This window comes from Stutzerimonas degradans, from assembly GCF_024448505.1.
Taxonomy (GTDB): domain Bacteria; phylum Pseudomonadota; class Gammaproteobacteria; order Pseudomonadales; family Pseudomonadaceae; genus Stutzerimonas; species Stutzerimonas degradans.
Genome location: NZ_JAMOHV010000003.1, coordinates 181,627 through 203,018, shown reverse-complemented (window position 1 = coordinate 203,018; position 21,392 = coordinate 181,627). Strand labels below are relative to the sequence as shown.

The 21,392-nt window shown below is 65.5% G+C and carries 18 protein-coding genes; 8 read left to right on the top strand and 10 right to left on the bottom strand.

Annotated elements, in window-relative coordinates:
• Positions 1-19: 19 nt before the first annotated feature.
• From nosZ to NAV27_RS06075, 5 genes are all read right to left on the bottom strand, one after another.
• Positions 20-1,933: a TAT-dependent nitrous-oxide reductase gene (nosZ, locus tag NAV27_RS06095; protein ID WP_008567013.1), complete on the bottom strand. Its 1,914-nt coding sequence runs from the start codon at positions 1,931-1,933 to the stop codon at positions 20-22.
• A gap of 71 nt (positions 1,934-2,004) precedes the next feature.
• Positions 2,005-4,185, bottom strand: coding sequence for a transcriptional regulator NosR (nosR, locus tag NAV27_RS06090; protein WP_102827614.1), 2,181 nt, complete (start codon positions 4,183-4,185; stop codon positions 2,005-2,007).
• Between the two features lie 269 nt (positions 4,186-4,454).
• The gene (locus NAV27_RS06085; RefSeq protein WP_008567015.1) at positions 4,455-5,705 is read right to left on the bottom strand and encodes an acyl-CoA dehydrogenase family protein; all 1,251 of its coding nucleotides are present in this window, start codon (positions 5,703-5,705) and stop codon (positions 4,455-4,457) included.
• A gap of 173 nt (positions 5,706-5,878) precedes the next feature.
• The gene (locus NAV27_RS06080; RefSeq protein ID WP_008567016.1) at positions 5,879-6,319 is read right to left on the bottom strand and encodes a CopD family copper resistance protein; all 441 of its coding nucleotides are present in this window, start codon (positions 6,317-6,319) and stop codon (positions 5,879-5,881) included.
• A 109-nt stretch (positions 6,320-6,428) separates the two neighbouring features.
• A complete protein-coding gene (locus NAV27_RS06075) occupies positions 6,429-6,779 on the bottom strand; it encodes a hypothetical protein (RefSeq protein WP_008567017.1) in 351 nt (116 codons plus the stop codon).
• A gap of 214 nt (positions 6,780-6,993) precedes the next feature.
• Between NAV27_RS06075 and NAV27_RS06070 the strand changes: the two genes are divergently transcribed.
• On the top strand, positions 6,994-7,395 hold the full coding sequence (locus tag NAV27_RS06070; RefSeq protein WP_008567018.1) for a DUF488 domain-containing protein: 402 nt from the start codon (positions 6,994-6,996) through the stop codon (positions 7,393-7,395).
• Positions 7,396-7,402: 7 nt separating this feature from the next.
• On the opposite strand, the gene NAV27_RS06065 is transcribed toward NAV27_RS06070, so the two are convergent.
• Positions 7,403-8,395 (bottom strand): TRAP transporter substrate-binding protein, encoded by a 993-nt coding sequence (locus NAV27_RS06065; protein ID WP_008567019.1) that lies wholly within the window; start codon positions 8,393-8,395, stop codon positions 7,403-7,405.
• Positions 8,396-8,821: 426 nt separating this feature from the next.
• A complete protein-coding gene (locus NAV27_RS06060; RefSeq protein ID WP_008567020.1) occupies positions 8,822-10,378 on the bottom strand; it encodes a sigma-54-dependent phenylalanine hydroxylase transcriptional regulator PhhR in 1,557 nt (518 codons plus the stop codon).
• Positions 10,379-10,633: 255 nt separating this feature from the next.
• On the opposite strand from NAV27_RS06060, the gene phhA reads away from it, so the two are divergent.
• From phhA to NAV27_RS06045, 3 genes are all read left to right on the top strand, one after another.
• Positions 10,634-11,419: a phenylalanine 4-monooxygenase gene (phhA, locus tag NAV27_RS06055; RefSeq protein WP_102827615.1), complete on the top strand. Its 786-nt coding sequence runs from the start codon at positions 10,634-10,636 to the stop codon at positions 11,417-11,419.
• Between the two features lie 220 nt (positions 11,420-11,639).
• Complete coding sequence (locus tag NAV27_RS06050) at positions 11,640-11,996, top strand: 4a-hydroxytetrahydrobiopterin dehydratase (RefSeq protein ID WP_008567023.1); 357 nt, start codon at positions 11,640-11,642, stop codon at positions 11,994-11,996.
• Positions 11,996-13,189, top strand: a complete 1,194-nt coding sequence (locus NAV27_RS06045) for an amino acid aminotransferase (protein WP_102827616.1) — start codon at positions 11,996-11,998, stop codon at positions 13,187-13,189. The genes NAV27_RS06050 and NAV27_RS06045 overlap by 1 nt, the downstream gene beginning before the upstream one ends.
• A gap of 22 nt (positions 13,190-13,211) precedes the next feature.
• Here NAV27_RS06045 and NAV27_RS06040 read toward each other — a convergent pair whose 3' ends face one another.
• A complete protein-coding gene (locus NAV27_RS06040) occupies positions 13,212-14,165 on the bottom strand; it encodes a helix-turn-helix transcriptional regulator (protein WP_102827617.1) in 954 nt (317 codons plus the stop codon).
• Positions 14,166-14,337: 172 nt separating this feature from the next.
• Here NAV27_RS06040 and NAV27_RS06035 point away from each other — a divergent pair, with 172 nt between their 5' ends.
• The 4 genes from NAV27_RS06035 to rimA all read left to right on the top strand — a co-directional run bounded on the left by NAV27_RS06035 (position 14,338) and on the right by rimA (position 18,658).
• Positions 14,338-16,476: a TonB-dependent siderophore receptor gene (locus NAV27_RS06035; protein ID WP_102827618.1), complete on the top strand. Its 2,139-nt coding sequence runs from the start codon at positions 14,338-14,340 to the stop codon at positions 16,474-16,476.
• A gap of 51 nt (positions 16,477-16,527) precedes the next feature.
• The gene (locus tag NAV27_RS06030) at positions 16,528-16,833 is read left to right on the top strand and encodes a DUF2218 domain-containing protein (RefSeq protein WP_102827619.1); all 306 of its coding nucleotides are present in this window, start codon (positions 16,528-16,530) and stop codon (positions 16,831-16,833) included.
• Entirely contained in the window at positions 16,830-17,747 is a 918-nt protein-coding gene (locus NAV27_RS06025; RefSeq protein WP_102827620.1) for an alpha/beta hydrolase, read from the top strand. Before NAV27_RS06030 ends, NAV27_RS06025 begins: the two co-directional genes overlap by 4 nt.
• Positions 17,748-17,863: 116 nt before the next feature.
• Positions 17,864-18,658 (top strand): S6 modification regulatory phosphodiesterase RimA, encoded by a 795-nt coding sequence (gene rimA, locus NAV27_RS06020; protein WP_102827621.1) that lies wholly within the window; start codon positions 17,864-17,866, stop codon positions 18,656-18,658.
• 1 nt (position 18,659) lies between these two features.
• Here the strand turns inward: rimA and NAV27_RS06015 are convergent, their stop codons facing one another.
• On the bottom strand, positions 18,660-19,343 hold the full coding sequence (locus NAV27_RS06015) for a type 1 glutamine amidotransferase domain-containing protein (RefSeq protein WP_102827622.1): 684 nt from the start codon (positions 19,341-19,343) through the stop codon (positions 18,660-18,662).
• Between the two features lie 121 nt (positions 19,344-19,464).
• Entirely contained in the window at positions 19,465-21,354 is a 1,890-nt protein-coding gene (locus NAV27_RS06010) for a methyl-accepting chemotaxis protein (RefSeq protein ID WP_102827623.1), read from the bottom strand.
• Positions 21,355-21,392: the final 38 nt, after the last annotated feature.

Below are 21,392 nucleotides of genomic sequence, written 5' to 3'. Positions count from 1 at the left end.
GTCGGGCAGGAAGTTCGGCTTACGCCGGCTCGACCATCATGCGGCCGACCATCTCCATGTGCAGCGCGTGGCAGAACCAGCTGCAGTAGTACCAGTGCAGACCGGGCTTGTCGGCCACAAAGGTAATGGAAGAGGTCTGCTGCGGGCTGATCTCCATGCTCACACCGTGGTTGACCATGACGAAGCCGTGGGACACGTCCTCGATCTGGTCGATGTTGGTGATGGTCACGGTGACTTCATCGCCCTGCTTGACGGTGAACTCGTTGATGCCATACGCCGGCGCCATCGAGGTCATGTACACGCGTACCTTGTTGCCGTCGCGGATGACCTTGTTGTCGGCGGTCAGGTTGATGCCGTCCTTCTCGGCGCGCTTCACGGTTTCAGCGAAGAACGGATCGTTGCGGTCCCAGATCTTCTTGGTCTTGATCTGGTCGCGGCGAGCCATGATGCAGTCGTGCGGTTCGGCGAAGGTCGGGCCGTCGTGCATCAGCTTCATCTCGTCGCCGGAGATGTCGATCAGCTGATCGTTCTCCGGGTGCAGCGGGCCGGTTGGCAGGAAGCGGTCCTTGGAGAACTTCGACAGCACGACGACCCACTTGCCGTCCGCGTCGCGCGTTTCGCACAGCGAGGCGTGGTTGTGGCCCGGCTGATAGTGCACGTCGAGCTTCTGCTTGATGTAGTTGACCTTCTCGCCCTTGTAGGCGCGACGGGCTTCCTCCATGTTCCACTTGACCAGCTGGCTGTCGATGAACAGCGTGGTGTAGGCGTTGCCGCGGCCGTCGAAGGTGGTGTGCAGCGGGCCAAGGCCCAGCTCCGGCTCGCCGACAACAACGTCACGCGGGTCCTTGAGCTTGCCGGCGAACAGGTCAGGCAGCATGTCGATGGCGATCATCGAGCAGGTCGGCGACAGCTTGCCGTTGGCGATGAAGTACTTGCCGTCCGGCGAGGTGTTGCAGCCGTGCGGGTTCTTCGGCACCGGAATGTAGCGGGTGAACTCGCTGTCCTTTTCGCCCTTCTTGCGGCCGTCGAGGACCGGCACCTTGGAGTCGCCGAGAGTGATGAACTTGCCAGCCTTGACGGCTTTCTCAGCCGCGTGGATGTCGAACACCACGACCCAGTCGCGCTCGTTGCGCATCATGCCGCCCAGATCGAAGGCCTTCTCCGAGTTGTAGCAGGTGGAGGCGGCGAAGCGGCCGGTGTAGTCAGCGTCGGTGTTATCGAGGTTGCCGTCGACGATGATCTGGAACGCCATTTCCATCTTCTCGGCGTCGATCACGTTGTACATGGTGTAACTGTTTTCGTCCTGCAGATCGAACACCTTGCCATCGTTCGGGTGCGGAATGACGAACTCGGCATTGGCGAAGACGTACTTGGTGTGCGGCACCTTCTGCAGGCGCAGGCCGTGAATGGCCTGGCAGTTCGGCACGGTCAGGATCTTGTCGCACTTCATGATATCCAGACGGATACGCGCGACGCGGGTGTTGGCCTTGTCGTTGATGAACAGGTACTTACCGTCGTACTTGCCGTCGGTCATCGAGATGTGCGGGTGGTGGCAGTCGCCGTTGAGGAACTTGGCGCTGTCACCCAGCACCGCCTTACTCTCATTGGTCAGGCCCCAGCCGGTAGCCGAGTCGACGTTGAATACCGGGATGCGCATCAGCTCGCGCATCGACGGCACGCCCAGTACGCGCACTTCGCCCTGGTGGCCGCCGCTCCAGAAGCCATAGTACTCGTCCAGCTCGCCCGGTCCGACGTGGATCTTGGACTGGGCGTCCTTGACTGCCGCCGCGAAGGACTCGCGGGTCATGACGGAAGTACCCAGAGCGGTGGCGGCAACAGCCGCACCGGTCATGGCGGTTGCGCCGAGGAAGCCACGGCGGCTCAGACCACCCTTCTCCAGCGTTTCGGGATTGTTCTTGCTCTTGTCACTCATGGGGGTGTTGCTCCTTATCGCTTAACACAGATCAGACGATCAGTTCCGAACGGCTCGCCCGCAGACGACGCTCAGGGTTCCACCACTTCAACTACAGGGATCATTTCAGGCCCGACCGGGGCCTTCTTGTCACGCTTCTTGCGCTTGTTCTTATTCACCAACGGAGGACACTTGTTCTCGTTGTGGTAGGTCATCTGGCAGTCCAGACAGTAGTGGCACTCGTTGTGGTTGATGTGCCCATCCGGATGAATCGCCTGCACTTCGCATTCATTGGCGCAGATCTGGCAGGGGTTGCCGCATTCCTTGCGCCGCTTGAGCCAGTCGAACAGGCGGAAGCGACCGGTGATCGCCAGACCCGCGCCCAGCGGGCAGATGTAGCGGCAGTAGACCTTGCGGGTGAAGATGTTCACCACCAGCAGCACCACTGCGTAGAGCACGAACCACCACTGGCGGTCGAACTTGAGCGTGATAGCGGTCTTGAACGGCTCCACCTCGGCGGCCTTCTCCGCCATCATCATCGACTCGAGCGAGATACCGAACAGCACCAGCAGGACGATGTACTTGATCGCCCAGAGCCGCTCGTGCACCGCGAAGGGCACGTCGTACTGCGGAATCTTCAGCTTGCGCGCAGCCTCGTTGATCAGCTCCTGCAGGGCGCCGAACGGGCACAGCCAGCCACAGAACACGCCGCGCCCCCAGAGCAGGATGCTCGCCGCGGTGAACACCCAGAGGATGAAGATCACCGGGTCGGTAAGGAACAGTTCCCAGCGGAAGTCCTGGACCAGCGCATGGACGAAGGTCAGCACGTTGACCACCGACAGCTGTCCCAGCGCGTACCAGCCGATGAACACCACGGTGAACACCAGGTAGCCGTGACGCAGCCGCTTGAGGAAGGTCGGGTGCTTGGTCAGCTTGTCCTGCAGGAACAGGATCACCGTCAGCAGGCCCAGCGCGACGAGGATCACGCCGATCTGGAAGCTTTTCTGGTACCAGATGTTGACCCACATCGGCCGATTGGCTTCTTCGATAATGGCGAGTTCTTCGGCGGTCGGTTGCGGACGCTCGATGTATTCCTCGGGAATCTGATACGGCAGCTCGAAGCTGGTGAAGATGCCGTCGACCGGGCCGGTCTGACGCCGCACCAGCAGCTCCAGCGTCCACGGCGTACCCGGATCGAAGCCGGTCTTCTCGCGGATGATGAAGATCGCCATCTCCTTGAACTCTGGAATGCCTTCGGCGTACACGTCGTTGAGCCGCTGGAAGTCCAGATCGCGGAAGCTGATGATGTTGCCGAACTGGCGCACCTGCACCCGATCGAAGATGCCGCCGCGCACGTAGCCCGAGCCCTTGAACGAGTATTCGCCGCTGCCGAGCACGGCAATCGCGTGCTCGCCCGGCTTGAGTTCTTCCATGAGGAAGCGGTACTGGTTGTCGCCCAGCAGATTGCGACCGATGGTCGGCGGATTCAGAGGCGCGGCGTAGAGATCGATGAACGTCTCGTCGAGCTCCTCGGCCGGCGCCTCGTCGATGCCTTCGGCTGCGGTGCCCTTGAAGGCCTCGTTGATCTGGCCATTGGTCAGGTGCAGCCGACGGATGGCGCCGTTGCCGGTCAGCTCAGCCCAACTGGCCGGCTTATAGACATCCGCGCGCACCAGCGCAGGCTTCTGCCGCGCCTCGAGGTTGTCTTTGACCAGACCGAGCGACGCGGCAACCTTGTGGGCCGAGCCCATGATGATCTCGTTGACCACCATCACGGTCACCGTAGCGCCGGTCACCGCGTCGACCGTCACCGCGTTCTTATCGCTGGAACGCCCCACTACCACGCGCTGGTCGGCCTTGATGCCGGCGTACTTCAGGTCGAAGTCGTGCAGTTTCTGCTCGGGAATACCGATCAGCAGGATCGGCTCGTGGTGCTCGAGCACGTAGGCGTCGACGATCACGCCCTGCGGATCGAGCAGCACCTGCATGTTGATTGGCTTGCCGGAGTAGGCAGGGATCTGGGTGACGTTGATGCTCTGGTAGGCGTAGCCATAGACGGTGCCCACACCGTCGGCGAGCGTTCGCACCTGATACTCGCCTTCAGGCTCGGAGATGTGGGTAGCTTTCGGGAAAAACTGCTCGATTCGCTGTTGCTCAACGGCGTAGTCCTTGGCCTGCGCCTGAACGGCACAGAGAGCCACGGCAAGGAGCACTACGAGGCCGTTCCCCCATGAGCGCAGCAGGCTGCGAAAAGAAAAGCAATGGGGTTTCATAGAGTTACCTTACTTCCACGGCGGGATGTGCCGCGCATAGTAGGGGAGTCAAGCATCTCCGCCCCTTGATTGCAATCAAGCCTGGGCAGGCCATCACGGATTCCATTGAGCCATGTCAACAAGTGCCTCGACAGGCGGACATCTGACCATCCGGATGAATTTCAGGGTACGCCTTATCGCTCTAAGTGCTACCGGGTGATGGTCGTGCAGATTAATCCGCTCGCGTGACGGACGGGTTAACCGCCGGAAGGCCGTATGTCCGGCTCCGCTCAGTGATGCCGCCCCGGGGTGAGGTACGCGGCCGTGGCACCACGATTGGCCTCGCTGGCCTTGAGCTCCATCTTCGCCACACTGCGCAGATGTACCTGATCTGGGCCATCGGCGAAGCGCAGCGCGCGGCCACCCGTCCACATATCGGCCAGCGGCGTATCCGGCGTCAGCCCCATCGCACCGTAGACCTGGATCGCGCGATCCACCACGCGGGTATGCATGCGCGGCACCAGCGCCTTGATCATCGCGATTTCCCGGCGTGCCGCCTTCGCGCCGACTTCATCGATCATCCACGCCGTCTTGAGCACCAGCAGACGCGCCTGCTCGATCTCGATGCGCGACTCGGCGATCCAGTCGGCGACATTGGAATACTGCTGCAGATACTTGCCGAACGCCTTGCGCTCCTGGCAACGCTCGACCATCAGCTCCAGCGCCAGCTCCGCCTGGCCGATCGAGCGCATGCAGTGATGGATGCGTCCCGGTCCGAGGCGGGCCTGAGCCATCATGAAACCGTCGCCCTCGCGCCCGAGCAGATTGCTTGCCGGCACTCGCACATTCCTCAGCAGCAGCTCGCTATGGCCTTCCGGGGCGATGTGGTTCATCACCGGAATGTTGCGCACCAGCTCCACGCCGGGGGTGTCGAACGGCACGAGGATCATGCTCTGCTGGTGGTGGGGCTCGGCGGCGGGATCGGTCTTGCCCATCACGATCAGCAACCGGCAGTCCGGGTGCGAGGCGTTGGTGATGAACCACTTGCGACCATTGATCACGTAATCGTCGCCGTCACGGCGGATCAGCGTCTGGATATTGGTGGCGTCGGACGACGGTACGTCCGGCTCGGTCATGGCGAAGGCCGAGCGGATCTGCCCCTCGAGTAGCGGCAGAAGCCAGCGTTCACGCTGCTCGGGCGTGGCAAACAGGTGCAGCAGTTCCATGTTGCCGGTGTCCGGCGCGTTGCAGTTGAACACCTCGGAGGCCCAGTGCACGCGCCCCATGATCTCAGCCAGCGGTGCGTACTCCAGGTTGCTCAGCGCAGTGCCCGGTTCGTCTTCGTGCAGTGACGGCAGGAACAGGTTCCATAGCCCTTCGGCACGCGCCAGCGCCTTGAGATCGTCCATGAACGATACCGGATACCGACCCGCCGCCACTTCGGCATGCCAGGCACCGATGCGCGGCACGATGTACTGATCCATGAAGGCGCGGAGCTGCTGACGCAGCGCCTCCACGCGCGGGCTGTAGGCGAAGTTCATGCGGTACCCCTGCTGATCGAGTGCGATGCAGCCACCTTAGCCGGGGCAACGACGAACGCAATGAGCCTGCAGCGGCTGAATCGGGCGCAATCAGCGTCGCGACAAGCGGCATCGGTCTTGACGGAAATCATCATCAGCGGCGGCGAACCTGCTAGGCCCGCACACCGACGCGACTACCAGTGGACGTAGAACATCGCCTTGGCCAGCACCACGATGCCGACCATCTGCAGGAAGATCGCCCAATGGATGGCGCTGTAGCGCGCCGGCGTCATCCGCCCGCTGCGCAGCAGGATCGCCACCAGGCCGAAGGTGAAGAACACGCCGACGGCCAGCAGGATCTTCAGGCTCAGCAGCATCCCGAAGCTGCCGGCAAACGGCTCGGCCAGCGCCTGGCGGTGAAACCAGGCCAGGCCGATGCCGGCGCCGTAGACGAACAACACGACCCAGTGCAGCACCACCCGCGAGCGCGCGCCGACCGCTCTATCCAGCTGCTGCGCGACCGACTCGCCGAGCTGCGGACGAATCCTGGCAAGAATCGCCACTTCGACGAACAGCGTGCCGATGAAAAAGATCGCTGCCAGCAGGTGCACAACATGCAGCACGGAATAGGTCATCGCAGGCTCCTCGGACAAGACAGGCGCACGATCATCCCTCAGCGTTACCCGGGAGGCCAAGCGCTGCGGGCATATCGACCGGCTGACGACAGTCCCGTCGCACTACCGCTCAAGGGCGCATCGCGGTGATCTCGGCGCCGTCGCGGCGGATATGCTGGCCCTCCAGAAAACTGCCGTCGGAGCTGCGGATACGGTCGATGCTGCCATCGTCCTTGCGCACCACGTACAGCGTCTGCTCCAGCCCGGCGGCGTCCTGCACACCGCTACCCAGTAGCCAGCCCAGCCCGCCACCAACCAGCGCGCCTATCGGCCCGCCTACCGCGCCGACCATGAAGCCACTGAGCCCACCGAAACCACCACCGACCGCGTGATCGGGATGGACTTCCAGAATCTCGTCGGCGTGAACGGTTGCCGAGATCAGAATGGCGGCGCTGGCTGCTGCTACGATCAACTTTTTCATGGGGATGCTCCTTTGACGTTTGTGAGATGTCGCACCCCAAGAACACTTCACGAAGCGTGCCGCTTTTATAGCCTTATAAAATCAAAGACTTAACATTTTAGGTGGTGAATATTACCTGCGACATCAGGGTCTAAATAACAATTCATCGAGGTACTTAATACCCAGTAAGACGCTCGGTCTTTACCACCCGATGCCGAAAAGAAGGAGTCTGCCGATGATCCAGTGCAAACGCGCCTATCTGCCAGCGGCCGACGAGGATGGTCAGCGCGTGCTGGTCGATCGACTCTGGCCGCGTAACTGCCGCAAGGAAGATTTGCCACTCGATGGCTGGCTGCCGCAGCTGGCGCCCACCACGGCGCTGCGACGCGAGTTCAAAGGAGGGCTGCTGGATTTCGCCACGTTCCGCCAGCGCTACCGGCAGGAACTCGCGGCGCATCCCGAGCATTGGTGGCCGCTGTTGGAGCGTGCCGCGGGTGGCACGCTCACACTGGTTTACGCCGCGCGGGACGAACGCGAGAACAACGCGCGGGTGCTCGCCGAATGGCTGGAAGAGGAACTGGAACGCCGCGCCGATCCCAGCTCGCCGACCTGTTACGCCGGCAAGCCGTTGGAATGAAACGCGCTCAGCGCCGGTTGACGGTCAGCGCCGCACGGATCACGTCGGCACCGATGTCTGCCTCGTAGGCCTGCCACACCGGCTGCATCTTCTCGCGCCAGGCCTGGCGCTGCTCCGGCGACAGGCTGATCAGCTTGCTGCTGCCGCTGGCGAGAACGCGCTCGCGATCGCGGCGGTTCAGCGCTTCCGCTTCCTCGTTCACCACCGCGGTCACCTCGACGATGATGTTCTCCAGCTCCGAGCGCGTCGCGAACGGAATGCTGCGCCAGAACTCGGCATTGGTGACCAGCATGTAGGCGAGCACACCGTGATTGGTTTCGGTGATGTATGGCTGCACGCTGTGCATGTTCTGACTGGCGATGTTCGACCAGGGATTCTCCGCCCCCTGCACCACGCCGCTCTGCAGCGACTTGAACACGTCGGCGAACGGCAGGCGCACCGACTTGGCGCCCACGGCGGCGAACTGCGCCTCCAGTACCGCCGACGGCTGCACGCGGAACGCCAGGCCGCTGGCGTCGCTCGGCAGGCGCAACGCCTGGGTGGCGGAAAGCTGCTTGAGACCGTTGTTCCAGTAGGCCAGCCCATAGATACCGCTGCCGGCCATCGAGCGCAGCAGCTCGCGGCTCTTTTCGCGGCTCTGGAAACGCTTGACCGCTGCCTCGTCATCGAACAGGAACGGCAGATCGAACACCTGCAGCTTGCGTGTGTATTTCTCGAACTTCGACAGCGAGGGCGCCAGCAGCTGCACCCGGTTGTCCAGCAGTGCCTGCATCTCGTCGGCATCGCCCACGAGACTGGAATTGGCGTAGACCTCGACCTTCACCTGACCGGCCAGACGTTGCTCGACCAGCTGCTTGAACAGCAGCGCTCCCTTGCCCTTGGGCGTATCGTCCGCCACCACGTGGGCGAACTTGATGACGATCGGCTCCGCGGCGCTGGCGGCCGACAGCCCCAGCAGAGACAGCGTCGCGACCAGCGCGGTGACACAAGACTTGAACATCGAAAGCTCCCAGAAACGGCTGCGCGACGACGGTGCCTCGTGAGCGCCGGTCGCGTCGTTGATCGGATAAGTGCAATGGCGCGGCCAGGCGGCGCGATCCATTCGGGCGAATGGCCGGTTCGTGGCAACCAGGGCTGCCGACCGGTCTTTATTGGCGTGTGGTACTGCCTGCGCCACGACAACCAGTCGCGGCGCAGGCCGCGGCGAGTCTTCGGCAAGCGGCTGCGGCAGACAAGCGCAAGCGACTTGGTCGGCGCCGGTTTCGCGAACCCGGTCACGCCATTGCACACAGAAAGGCAGCGAAAGAAAATTGACCAGTCAGTCACTTTACGGGCACGCGATGAGACAAGCGCCCAGACGCATCCTGCGCACTTGAATTGCTAACGCTGCAGCAATCCCCAGCGCGGCGTTTGCCCCGCGCGGGCCTCAGTCCTCTCGACCAATGCCGTACTCGCGCAGCTTGTTGGCAATGGTGGTGTGCGATACGCCCAGCCGCTTGCCCAGCAGCCGGCTGCTGGGATGCTGCTGATAGAGGCTTTCCAGCACCGCCTTCTCGAAGCGCCCGACGATGCTTGCCAGATCGCCGTCCAGGGCGAAGTCGCCCAGCGGCTGCGCTGCACCGTAGGCCGGCAGGCGGATGTGTTCGGGCTCGATGCGCTCGTCGTCGCAGAGGGAGACCGCCTGAAACAGCGTGTTCTCCAGTTGGCGCACGTTGCCCGGCCAGTGATAGCCGCCCAGGCGCGCCAGCGCGGCGGCCGACAGTGTCGGCAACCGACAGCCGATCTGCCGGCTGGCCTGGTCGATGAAGTGCAGCGCCAGCGGCTCCAGGCCGTCGAGACACTCGCGCAGCGGCGGAATGTGCAGCGACAGCACGTTGAGCCGGTGGTACAGGTCCTGGCGAAACTCACCCTTGGCGCACAGCTCGGACAGATCGACCTGCGTTGCGCAGATCACCCGCACATCCAGATAGACCTCCTCGTCGCTGCCGACCCGGCGAAAGCCGCCGTCCTGCAGAAAGCGCAGCAACTTGGCCTGCAAGCGCGCACTCATCTCGCCGACGCCGTCGAGAAACAGCGTGCCGCCGGCGGTAAGTTCCAGCAGCCCCAGCTTGCCTTCCGGGCGCGCGCCCTCGAAGGCGCCAGGGCCGTAGCCGAACAGCTCGGTCTCGGCCATCGACTCCGGCAAGCCGGCGCAATTGAGCGCCATGAACGGCGCCTGCCCCCGCGGGCTGGACAGGTGACAGGCGCGCGCCAGCAGCTCCTTGCCGGTGCCGGTTTCGCCCTCGATCAGCAGCGGTGCGTCCAGCGGCGCCATGCGCCGGGCCTCGCGCACCACCGCGGCCATCATCTTCGAGCTCTGGAAGATGCTGTCGAAGCCGCGCAGCTCCTGCTTGCGCACGTTGTAGATGCGCTCGCCGACCTGATCGGCGCGGTGCAGCGTCAGCACCGCGCCGGCCAGTGCCTCGCTGTCGTCGTGCTGCGACTGCAGCGGCGCGATGTCGGCGAGGAACACCTGTCCCTTGACCTGTACCCGCAGGCCATTGATGCGCGCCTTGTTCGCCCGCACCAACTCGGGCAGATCGAAATCCTCGGCATAGCGCGACAGGCTCAGCCCCGGCACCTCGTCCACCCGCACGCCGAGCAGCTGCGCCGCGCAGCGATTCGCCGCGACGATGGCGCCGCTCATGTCGACCGAGAGCACCGGAAAGTCCAGTGCGCCGAGCAGCGCGTTGAGTTCCAGCGAATGCCGCTCGCTGGGCATCAGGCTGACCTTGCGCAGCTCGAACACGCCGGGCAACGCCTCGATCTTCGGCCGCAGGGCCTGCAACTGCAGGTTCATCAGGTTCGGGCAGTGCAGGTAGATGGCATTGCCCTGCTCGCCCCCGACCTCACCGCGCGCCACGTTGATGCCGTAATCGACGAGCAGGTTGAGCATGTCGCGCAGGATGCCGACGCGGTTCTGGCAAAGGATTCGGATACGCATACGCGGCCCTTTTGTTGTTATGCGGCGAGTTATTCGCAAGCCAGGCTTGATTATCGTCAAGATTATTTGACGAACGCAGCCGCATACAAGGCGATCACCACGCCGCCGGGCGGATTCGTAAGACTTTCTTTACATCCAGCCGCAAGCGAAGTGCGCTCGGCCTTCGCACGCCTACTACCCAACGCCCGCGCCGGCACGTTCAGATGAGGCATCCATAACAACAAGACTCAGGCGGCCACCCGCTCAGGAGGTCCGATGAACACCACGCCCTATGTCGCCCGCGAACCGGACGCGCACGGCCACATCCACTACCCGGACGCCGAGCACGCCGTCTGGCAGACCCTGATCGAACGCCAGCTGAAGCTGCTCGACGGGCGCGCCTGCCCGGAATACCTGGCCGGCATCGAGCAACTCGACCTGCCCCGCGAGCGCATTCCGCAGCTCAGCGAAATCAACCGCGTGCTGCAGGCCACCACCGGCTGGCAGGTCGCTCGCGTGCCGGCGCTGATCCCGTTCCAGACCTTCTTCGAGCTGCTGGCGAGCAAGCGCTTCCCGGTTGCCACCTTCATTCGCACGCCGGAGGAACTGGACTACCTGCAGGAGCCGGACATCTTCCACGAAATCTTCGGCCACTGTCCGCTGCTGACCAACCCGTGGTTCGCCGAGTTCACCCACACCTATGGCCAGCTGGGCCTGGCGGCGAGCAAGGAGGAGCGCGTCTACCTTGCGCGGCTGTACTGGATGACCATCGAGTTCGGCCTGGTGGACACGCCCGAAGGCCGGCGCATCTATGGCGGCGGCATTCTTTCCTCGCCGAAGGAAACGCTCTACAGCCTGTCCGCCGCGCCCGAGCACCAGCCGTTCGACCCGCTTGAGGCGATGCGCACGCCTTATCGCATCGACATCCTGCAGCCGCTGTACTTCGTGCTGCCGGACCTGCACCGGCTGTTCGAGCTGGCCCACCAGGACATCATGACGCTGGTTCACCAGGCCATGCGCCTGGGCCTGCACCAGCCGAAGTTTCCGCCCAAGGCGGCGTAGGGTGGAAAACCGCAGAGCGTTTTCCACGCGCCGGTTCGGTCACGACTCCGCTGGTTGAATGACGCCGCAAGGCTTATCTCCCAACCGCGACGAGATCTTTCGACGGAGTGGCGGACGAACCCAACGCGTGGACAAGCCCGCAGCGTTGTCCACCCTACGCTTTGTATTCACCTAGGCTTTGCCAACGACTTTCACCCAACAGACAGAAGGGACCGACACCATGACCGCTCTCGCCCAAGCCCAATGTGAAGCCTGCCGCGCCGATGCGCCGAAGGTATCCGATGAAGAACTGGCCGAGCTGATCCGCGAAATTCCCGACTGGAACATCGAGGTGCGCGGCGACCACATGGAGCTGGAGCGCGTGTTCCTGTTCCGCAATTTCCGTCACGCCCTGGCGTTCACCAACGCGGTCGGCGCCATTGCCGAGGAAGTCGGCCACCATCCGGCCCTGCTCACCGAATGGGGCAAGGTCACCGTGACCTGGTGGAGCCACGAGATGCGCGGCCTGCACCGCAACGACTTCATCATGGCCGCGCGCACCGACCAGCTCGCCGCCACTGCCGAGGGGCGCAAGTGATGCATTTCGGCCAGATACCCCGCGTCCCCGGCGATCCGATCCTCGGCCTGCTGGATGCGTTTCGCGCCGACGCCAACCCGGCCAAGCTGGACCTCGGCGTCGGCGTCTACAAGGACGCGCACGGACAGACGCCCATTCCCCGCGCGGTGAAGCTGGCCGAGCAGCGGCTGGTCGACAGCGAGAAGACCAAGAGCTACATCGGCGGCCACGGCGATGCGCAGTTCGGCGCCTTGCTGATGCGTCTGGTGCTCAGCCCGCGCGCCGTGGCGCTCGCCGAGGATCGAGCCGGTTGCACCCAGGCACCCGGCGGCACCGGCGCGCTGCGCCTGGCTGGCGAATTCATCGCCCGCTGCCTGCCGGGGCGCACGCTATGGCTGAGCGACCCGACCTGGCCGATCCACCAGACGCTGTTCGCTGCCGCCGGCGTGCCGCTGCAGCACTATCCCTACGTCGGCGCCGACAACCGCCTGGATCGCGACGGCCTGTTCGCCGCGCTGGAGCGCATCCCAGCAGGCGACGTCGTGCTGCTGCACGCCTGCTGTCACAACCCGAGCGGCTTCGACCTGAGCCACGACGACTGGCTGCGTGTGCTGGAGATCGTCCGCAGCCGCGAACTGCTGCCGCTCTTCGACTTCGCCTACCAGGGCTTCGGCGAAGGGCTGGAGGAAGATGCCTGGGCGGTGCGGCTGTTCGCCGAAACGCTGCCGGAAGTGCTGATCACCAGCTCCTGCTCGAAGAACTTCGGCCTCTACCGCGAGCGCACCGGCGCGCTGATCGTCATCGCCGCCGGTCACGAGCAACTGCTGGATGTGCGCAGCCAGCTCGCCGCGCTGGCCCGCGGGCTGTGGTCCACGCCGCCAGCGCACGGCGCCGCGGTGGTGACGACTATTCTCGCCGACGACGCGCTGCGGCAGATCTGGCAGGACGAAGTGGAAGGCATGCGCCAGCGCATCGCCAGCCTGCGCCAGGGTCTGGTGGAGGCGCTGACGCCGTACGGGCTGGCCGAGCGCTTCGCGCATATCGCCGAGCAGCGCGGGATGTTCTCCTACACCGGCCTGACCGCTGCCCAGGTGCGCCGGCTACGCGCCGAGCATTCGGTGTATCTGGTCGAAAGCGGCCGCGCCAGCGTCGCCGGGCTGGATGCCGAGCGACTGGATGAGCTGGCCCGCGCCTTCGCCAGCGTGGTCGACTAGCCAGCCTGTCAGGCCGCGGCCGTCACAGGCGCCCGCGCACCTGCCGCGGGCTGATGCCGAACTGGCGCTTGAATGCCGTGGCGAAGTTCGCCGGGCTGTTGTAGCCGGCGCGCCAGGCGGCCTCGTTCACGCTGATCCCTTCGCGCTCCAGCGCCTGCCGGGCCTGCAGCAGACGGCGGGCGCGCTGGTACTCGAAGATCGTCATGCCGCGCGAGCTGCGGAACTGGCGCTGCAGGGTGCCTGCGTTGACGCCCATCTCGCGGGCGATGCGCTCGAGCGTCCAGGCATCTGCCGCGCCGCTGTCGAGCAACTCCTGCAACCGCTGCAGGCGTAATCCTTCCTGCGGACGCAGCCCCGCCTCAGGCGCCGCCTCACCGAGGCTGCCGAGCGCCTCGCATGCGATATCCAGCGCGCGGCTTTCCAGATACAGCCGTTCGAGCAGCGGGTCGTAGCCCGTCGGGCTGAGCATCTGTTCGGCCAGCGTCAGCAGCCGTGCCGATGGCTGCCACACACGCGGCGTCAGATGGCTCTGCATAAAGCGCCGCACCGCGCTGCCGGCCTCGGCGCCGGCGTGGTCGAACCATTCCGGCGCCAGACTCACCACCAGTTTGCGGATATGCCGACCGCGCCGGGCCTGGCGACGGAACAGCACCGGCTCGGTCATCGCCAGCGCCACGCCTTGCGGACGCTGGCGGCGATCTGTCTGGCCGAAGGTGAGCGCCAGGTCGCCGTAGTTCACCTCGCTCTGGCCGTCGAGGAACAGCACGAACGACAGGCGCGGCTGCACCGGATTCTCGGCGACGAAATCCTGCAGCTCCTGGTAATCCGACCAGTGCAGCGACAGCCCCTCGCGCAGCTGCACCCAGCCCACCCTGCCGAAGAACAGGCGGTCGTCCTCCGGGCGCGCCAGGCGCAGCCCCGGCTGGCTGGCTGCCGGCAGCTCGCCGCGACGGATGAGGTGATCAGGTTGCTGCATGGCGCAAATCCCCGGAAGACGGATCGCAAAGCAAATGTTCGCTCGCGCAAAGGTTCGGCCCAGGCCGTGGTGGCAGACTACGCGCCGTCATTCTCGGATGCAAATCGTTATCATTTGTGCAATCGTGGGACAGTCGCCAACCTGCCCCGCCGCTTGCGACAGGAGCCGCAACATGGATCGCACCACCCGCCGTTCCCCTTTTTCCCGCCGCTGGCTGCTGCTCGGGCTGCTCGCACCGTTCCCGCTGAATGCCTTGGCGCAGAGCGTCACCCCGCAGCAGGCAGTCGAGCTGGAGAGCATCACCGTCGAGGGCAATCGCCTGTACGACATGGCGCCCTCCGAGCAGAGTGGCGGCTACACCGTGCCGGCCGCCACCGTGGGCACCAAGACGCCCGCCGAGCTGCGCGACATTCCGCAGTCGATCACCGTCTACACCAGCGATTACATCCGCGACCGCCAGTTCGTGAACCTCGACGACCTCGCCAAGTACACCGCCGGCCTGCGCACTCTGACCAACGACAGCGGGCGCTCGTCGATTTACGCGCGCGGCTACGAGTACGACGAATTCAACATCGACGGCCTGCCCGCGCCGATGGCCAGCATCAACGGCACGCTGCCCTCGCTGTCGCCATTCGACCGGGTCGAGATCATGCGTGGACCGTCGGGCCTGTTCAGCAGCACCAGCGAGATGGGCGGCATCGTCAACATGGTGCGCAAGCGCCCGACCCGCGAATTCCAGGGCAGCCTCACCGGCCGCTACGGCAGCTGGGACCAGAACTACCAGGAAGCTGACTTTTCCGGCCCGCTCGATGCGGACGGGCGCGTGCGCGGGCGCCTGGTCGCCTCGCGCGCCGATACCAACGGCGAGGTCGACTACAACGCCAACACCAGCGAGAGCTTCTACGGCGCGCTCGACGTCGACCTCAGCGACGCCACGGTGATGTCCTTCGGGTTGATCCACCAGACCAAGGACATCGTCCCGCACAACGGCTACCCCGCCGCCACCGACGGCAGTCTGCAGCACTTCAGCCGCTCGACCTACCTGGGCGCCGACTGGGGCGACTTCGACGGCCGCAGCACCGATGCCATCGCCGAGCTGACCCACCGCTTCGACAACGGCGGCTACGGGCGCATTGCCGTGCGCGGCTCCAAGCGCGCCACCGACTACCTGTATGCCTTCACCGGACGCAACGCCAGCACCGGCGTGACCAACCTGGCCTACACCGCGCGCGACCTAGAGCAGGACACCCTCGCGGTGGACGCCAACTACAGCCAGCCGTTCGCCCTGCTCGGCCAGGTCAGCGAATTCGTCGTCGGTACCGACTTCAAGCGCTACGAGACCGACTACGCCGATGCGCGCGGCAACCTCGGCGTGATCGACGTCGACAGCTACCACCCGAGCGACAAGCCGCGGCCGAGCGTCACCTTCGGCACGCCCACCGAAACCGACGAGCGCGAGGCCGGGCTGTACGCCAAGCTGACATTCCGTCCGTTCGAGCGCCTGGCGCTGATCGGCGGCGCCCGCGTCAGCAGCTACACCGGCGAAAACAGCACGGCCGCGCATGATGTGCGCGAAAGCGGCCATGTCACGCCCTACGGTGGGCTGGTGTTCGACCTCGATGCGCAGCACTCGCTGTACGCCAGCTACTCGCAGGTGTTCAAGCCGCAGACCGAGGCCGACGCCGGTGGGCGCATCATCGAGCCACGCGAAGGTGAGCAGTACGAGGTCGGCATCAAGGGCAGCTACTACGGCGGCGATCTGAATGCGCGCCTGAGCGCCTTCCAGCTCACCGACGAGAACCGCGCCACCGGCGCTATCGACGACTTCGGCGTGCCGCTCAACGGCGTCTACGAAGCCACCGGCAAGACCCGCATCCGCGGCGGCGAACTGGAAGTCAGCGGCTACCTGACGCCCGACTGGGAGCTGCTGGCCGGCTACACCTACATGAAGAGCGAGAACCTGGCCGGCGACGAGAACGCGCTGTTCGCGCTGATGCCGCGCCACCAGGCCTCGCTGTGGAGCAAGTACACGCTGCCCGGCGGCCCGTTGCGCGGCCTCGGCCTCGGCGCCGGCATCAGCGCCATGAGCGACTTCAGCATCGAACGCGCCGGCAGCCCGCGACTGAGCGCGCCGGGTTACGCGGTGGTCGACGCCAAGCTGTCCTACCCGCTCACCGACAAGCTGACCGCCACCTTCGACGCCAACAACCTGCTCGACCGCAAGTACTACTCGCGGGTCGGCAGCGTCGGCACCTTCAACTTCTACGGCCCGTCGCGCAATTTCGTCGTCGGCGCGCGCTACGAATTCTGAGCCACCCCACTGCCGGCCTGCGGGCCGGCCCACCCTGCAAGGAGATTACCCGTGCCCCAGTTCCATGCCGTCGTACTCACCCCGCGCGCCGCGCGCAACATGACCCGGCTGTTCAAGCACTTCGCCCACAAGGGCGAGGTCGAACTCGACGAAACCCGCGCCCGCGTGCAGTTCCCCTTCGGCAGCTGCCGCATGCTCGCCGAAGCCGACCGTCTGCTGATCGACTGCCAGTCCGAGGCCGGCGAGGCGCAGAAGCGCCTGAGTCTGGTCATAGCCGACCACCTCGAACGCTTCTCCGGCGAGGAAGCGCTCAAGGTGCACTGGCAGGACGGCGCGCTGCCGCTGACTCACGCATGAAGCGCCTCGCCCTGGCCACGCTCACGCTGCTGAGCGTGCCGACCCAGGCGGCTACGCCAGCGGCGTCCGCCTGGCTGCCCGTGACGCTGCCGCAGACCGAGCAGCGCGTGCTGCATTCGCGCCACACCGGGCGCGACTACCAGATCTTCCTCTCCCGGCCGACGCAGCCGGCGCCACCCGGTGGCTTTCCAGTGCTCTACGTGCTCGACGGCAATGCGCTGTTCCCGGCGCTGGCGCTGCAGGCCCGGGCGCTGGAAGCGCGCCCCGAGCCGACGCTGCGCAACAGCGTGCTGGTGGTCGGCGTGGGTTATCCGGGCGACGCGCTCTACGACTTCAAGGCTCGCGCCGAGGACTACACGCCGCACGCCGAGGACCGCCAGCGCCTGCCCGGTCGCGAAGCGCCGCCATCCGGCGGCGCCGAGCGATTCCTGGACTTCCTGGAAAGCGAGCTCAAGCCGCTGATCGCCTCGCGCTATCGAGTCGATCCCGAGCAGCAAACGCTGTTCGGTCACTCTTATGGCGGGCTGTTCACCCTCTACACGCAGCTGAACCGGCCGCAGGCGTTCAGCCGCTACGTCGCTGCGAGTCCGTCGATCTGGTGGTATCAGGGCTACGTCGAGCGCAGCCTGGCCCGCTTCGAGCGCCAACTGCGGCAGCATCCGGCGCACAGCCGCCTGCTGATCACCGTCGGCAGCGCCGAACAGCCGGCCGCCGGCGACCCGCTGGACGACCCGCGCCAGCGCCACATGGCCGAGCGGCGCATGGTCGACAATGCCCGCGACTTCGCCGAACGTCTGGGTACGATGCCCGGCATGCAGGTCGAGCTGCGCATCAACCAGGGCGCCAACCACGGCAGCAACGCGCACTACAGCAGCGTGCAGGCGCTGGAGTGGGCGGCCGGGGCCGGGAAGTGAGCGCAACCCGGCGAGCCGACGTGCAGCAGTCAAGAAAGTCCCGCGGCGACCGATAGCAGCACATCGCGCCTGTGCTCGCGGCTGTCCGCCGCGGGCGGCGAATCCGAGGACGTTCGATGTATCGCCGCTCCACCGACTGCGAGTCCCCGCTCGCCAAGGCCGCCTGCGAAGGCTGCCGCAACGGCCAGGCGCTGGATTTCAGCTTCGCCTATGCCTACCAGCCGATCGTCAACCTGCGCGAGCGCCAGCTGTTCGCCCACGAGGCGCTGGTCCGCGGCCCGGCCGGCGAGCCAGCGCCGAGCGTGCTGGCCAAGGTTACCGAGGACAACCGCTACCGCTTCGATCAGGCCTGCCGGGTCGAAGCGATCCGCACCGCGGCGGCGCTGGACATGCAGACACGGCTGTCGATCAACTTCATGCCCAACGCCATCTACCGCCCGGAGCTGTGCATCCGCTCCACGCTGGAGGCGGCGCAGCAGTATGGCTTCCCCATCGAGCGGATCATCTTCGAGACGGTGGAAGGCGAGGAGATCGACGACGGCAAGTGGCTGGCCGAGGTGCTGCGCGAATACCAGCGCATCGGCTTCATGACCGCCATCGACGATTTCGGCGCCGGCTTCGCCGGGCTCAACCTGCTGGCCGACTTCCAGCCCGACCTGATCAAGCTGGACATGGACCTGATCCGCGGAATCGACAGCAGCCGCTCGCGGCAGGCCATCGTGCGCGGGGTGACGGAGATCTGCCGCGAGCTGGACATCCGCCTGATCGCCGAGGGCATCGAGACCCTCGACGAATGCCTGTGCCTGACCGACCAGGGTATCGAGCTGATGCAGGGCTACCTGTTCAGCAAGCCGCTGTTCGGCGCCTGCGCCAGCGCCGAAAGCCTGGCCTGGCCCGAGCTGCCGCGCTGAATCAGCCGGCGCGCAGCAGCTCCAGCAGCGCCGCCGCCGCGGCCTCCGAGGATGCCGGGTTCTGCCCGGTCACCAGCTGGCCGTCGACCACCACGTAGGGCGCCCAGTCCGGCCCCTTGCTGTAGTTGCCGCCGCGCGCCTTGAGCCGGTCTTCCAGCAGGAAGGGCACCACCTCGGTCAGCTCCACCGCCGCTTCCTCACCGTTGGTGAAGCCGGTGACGCCGCGTCCCTTGATCAGGAACTCGCCATCCGCACCGCGCACTTCGGTCAGCACCGCCGGCGCATGGCAGACCGCCGCGACCGGTTTGCCGCTGCGTGCAAAGGTCTCGATCAGTTCGATAGCGTGGCGGTCACGCACCAGGTCCCAGAGCGGGCCGTGGCCGCCGGGAAAGAACAGCGCATCGAAATCCGCCGCCGAGACCTGTGCCAGCGGCACGGTGCTGGCCAGCGCGCGCTGCGCCTCGGCATCCGCCTTGAAGCGCCGGGTAGCGTCGGTCTGCGCCTCCGCTTCGTCGCTCTTGGGGTCCAGCGGCGGCTGCCCGCCTTTGGGCGAGGCCAGCGTGATGACGGCGCCGGCGTCGCGCAGCACGAAGTACGGTGCGGCGAATTCCTCGAGCCAGAAGCCGGTGGGCTTGCCGGTGTCGCCCAGCCGGTCGTGGGATGTGAGCACGATGAGCACTTTCATGGAGCCTCCTGAAGGATGCGCGGGGTGAGCAGTTGTGACTGCCAATCGCCGCGCGATGCTCCGTTGTCCGTTCACACGCAAGAAAAAGGGCGCCGCAGCGCCCTTGGTGAACCCGCCGGAATCAGATGCGGAAGCTGCCGACCAGCTGCTTGAGGCGGGTGGCCTGCCGCTCCAGATCGCCACAGGCCTGCAGGGTCGACTGCAGGTTCTCCACGCCCTGCTGATTCAGCGTGTTGATCTCGGTGATGTCCATGTTCAGCGACTCGATCACCGCGGTCTGCTCCTCGGTGGCGGTGGCCACCGACTGGTTCATGCCGTCGATCTCGCCGATGCGCTGGGTCACCTCGCCAAGGCGCTCGCCGGCTCGGTCGGCAATCGACACGCTGGTTTCGCTCTGCCGCTGGCTTTCGGTCATGGTCTGCACCGAGGCGCCGGCGCCGACCTGCAGCTCCTCGATCATCTGCTGGATTTCCTGCGCCGAACTCTGCGTGCGGTGCGCCAGGTTGCGCACCTCATCGGCGACCACGGCGAATCCGCGCCCGGCATCGCCGGCACGCGCGGCCTCGATGGCAGCGTTCAGCGCCAGCAGGTTGGTCTGCTCGGAGATGCCCTTGATCACTTCAAGGATGTGGCCGATGTCGACAGTCTTGGCGTTGAGCGTCTCGATCTGCGCGCAGGAGGCGCTGATCTTGTCGGACAGCTGGCGCATCGCGGCGATGTTCTGCTCGACCACCTGGCGCCCGTCATCGGCCTGATGCCGCGCGTTGCTGGCGTGCTGCGAGGCGTCGGCGGCGTTGCGGGCGATCTCCTGCGCGGCGGCCCCCAGCTCGTTGATTGCCGCGGCGACGCTGTTGGTGCGGCTGGATTGTTCGTCGGAGTTGGACATCGAGGCGTTGGAAGCGTCGAGCACGCGCTGCGCCACTTCATGCACCGCCTGCGTCGCCGAGGACACTTCGCGGATCGAGCCATGGATGCGCTCGACGAAGCGGTTGAAGGCGCCGGCCAGCTCACCGAACTCATCATTGGACTGCGCGTCGAGGCGGCGGGTCAGGTCGCCCTCACCTTCGGCGATGTTGGCCATCGCCCGCCCCATGTCGGTCAGCGGACGCATCAGCACACGGATCAGCAGGCCCAGCAGCAGCAGGATGAAGGCCACCGCCGCGACGGTCGCGATCAGCGCGGTGGTGCGGAAACTGCTGAGGCTGGCGTAGGCCTTGTCGCGATCCAGCGAGATGCCGACGTACCACTTCACCGACGGCAGCCCCTTCACCGGGCTGAAGCCGAGCACGCGCGGCGAGCCATTGAGTTCGGCCTCGACGTAGCGGCTGTCGAGCGACGGCGTGTTCTGCGGGTAAACGTCGCGCAGCGTCTTCATCACCATCTGCTGGTTGGGGTGGACCAGCACCTTGCCATCGCCGCTGACCAGGAAGGCATAGCCCATGCCGTTGAAATCCAGCGCGTTGATGATCTCCACCAGCGCCTTGAGCTCCAGATCGCCACCGACCACGCCAAGGGTCTGCGCGCCGCTCTTGGCCGGGGTGGCGATGGACAGGATCAGCTGCCCGCTGGCGGCATCGACATAGGGTTCGGTCAGCGTCGAGCCGCCGGCAGCCACGGCGTCCTTGTACCAGGGCCGGGTGCGCGGATCGAAGTCGGCCGGCATTTCATCGTAGGGACGCAGCAGGAAGCTGCCGTCCTGGCCACCGAGGTAGGTGAAGGCGAACGTCGAGGTCAGCGCACGCTGCTCGAACAGCCTGGCCACGCGCTCGCTGCTGTTGTCGGCGGCGACCGATTCGGCCGCGCCTTCCACCAGCAGAATGCGGCCGGAAAGCCAGTTCTGGATGTTGTTCGCGGTGATCTTGCCCATCTCATCGAGGTAGCTCTCGAGATTGGCGCGGATGGCGTTGCGCTGCAGGTAGTCGTTGTAGAGGGTGAACAGCGCAAAGGTCGCGATCACCACCAGCGATGCGGCCAGCAGAATCTTGTGGCTGAACTTGAGGCGACTGGGCATTTTGAGGGACGTCCGATTGACTGACTGGGCGCATCCTG

Bases quoted from the DNA above. Each gene is read 5' to 3' on its own strand.
- NAV27_RS06075 (WP_008567017.1), bottom strand. From the start codon at position 6,779: ATGAAAAAGTTGATCGTAGCAGCAGCCAGCGCCGCCATTCTGATCTCG.
- NAV27_RS06015 (WP_102827622.1), bottom strand. From the start codon at position 19,343: ATGAAAGTGCTCATCGTGCTCACATCCCACGACCGGCTGGGCGACACC.
- nosR (WP_102827614.1), bottom strand. From the start codon at position 4,185: ATGAAACCCCATTGCTTTTCTTTTCGCAGCCTGCTGCGCTCATGGGGG.
- NAV27_RS06050 (WP_008567023.1), top strand. From the start codon at position 11,640: ATGACCGCTCTCGCCCAAGCCCAATGTGAAGCCTGCCGCGCCGATGCG.
- NAV27_RS06070 (WP_008567018.1), top strand. From the start codon at position 6,994: ATGATCCAGTGCAAACGCGCCTATCTGCCAGCGGCCGACGAGGATGGT.
- NAV27_RS06065 (WP_008567019.1), bottom strand. From the start codon at position 8,395: ATGTTCAAGTCTTGTGTCACCGCGCTGGTCGCGACGCTGTCTCTGCTG.
- NAV27_RS06010 (WP_102827623.1), bottom strand. From the start codon at position 21,354: ATGCCCAGTCGCCTCAAGTTCAGCCACAAGATTCTGCTGGCCGCATCG.
- phhA (WP_102827615.1), top strand. From the start codon at position 10,634: ATGAACACCACGCCCTATGTCGCCCGCGAACCGGACGCGCACGGCCAC.
- NAV27_RS06040 (WP_102827617.1), bottom strand. From the start codon at position 14,165: ATGCAGCAACCTGATCACCTCATCCGTCGCGGCGAGCTGCCGGCAGCC.
- nosZ (WP_008567013.1), bottom strand. From the start codon at position 1,933: ATGAGTGACAAGAGCAAGAACAATCCCGAAACGCTGGAGAAGGGTGGT.
- NAV27_RS06035 (WP_102827618.1), top strand. From the start codon at position 14,338: ATGGATCGCACCACCCGCCGTTCCCCTTTTTCCCGCCGCTGGCTGCTG.
- NAV27_RS06085 (WP_008567015.1), bottom strand. From the start codon at position 5,705: ATGAACTTCGCCTACAGCCCGCGCGTGGAGGCGCTGCGTCAGCAGCTC.
- NAV27_RS06045 (WP_102827616.1), top strand. From the start codon at position 11,996: ATGCATTTCGGCCAGATACCCCGCGTCCCCGGCGATCCGATCCTCGGC.
- rimA (WP_102827621.1), top strand. From the start codon at position 17,864: ATGTATCGCCGCTCCACCGACTGCGAGTCCCCGCTCGCCAAGGCCGCC.
- NAV27_RS06025 (WP_102827620.1), top strand. From the start codon at position 16,830: ATGAAGCGCCTCGCCCTGGCCACGCTCACGCTGCTGAGCGTGCCGACC.
- NAV27_RS06060 (WP_008567020.1), bottom strand. From the start codon at position 10,378: ATGCGTATCCGAATCCTTTGCCAGAACCGCGTCGGCATCCTGCGCGAC.
- NAV27_RS06080 (WP_008567016.1), bottom strand. From the start codon at position 6,319: ATGACCTATTCCGTGCTGCATGTTGTGCACCTGCTGGCAGCGATCTTT.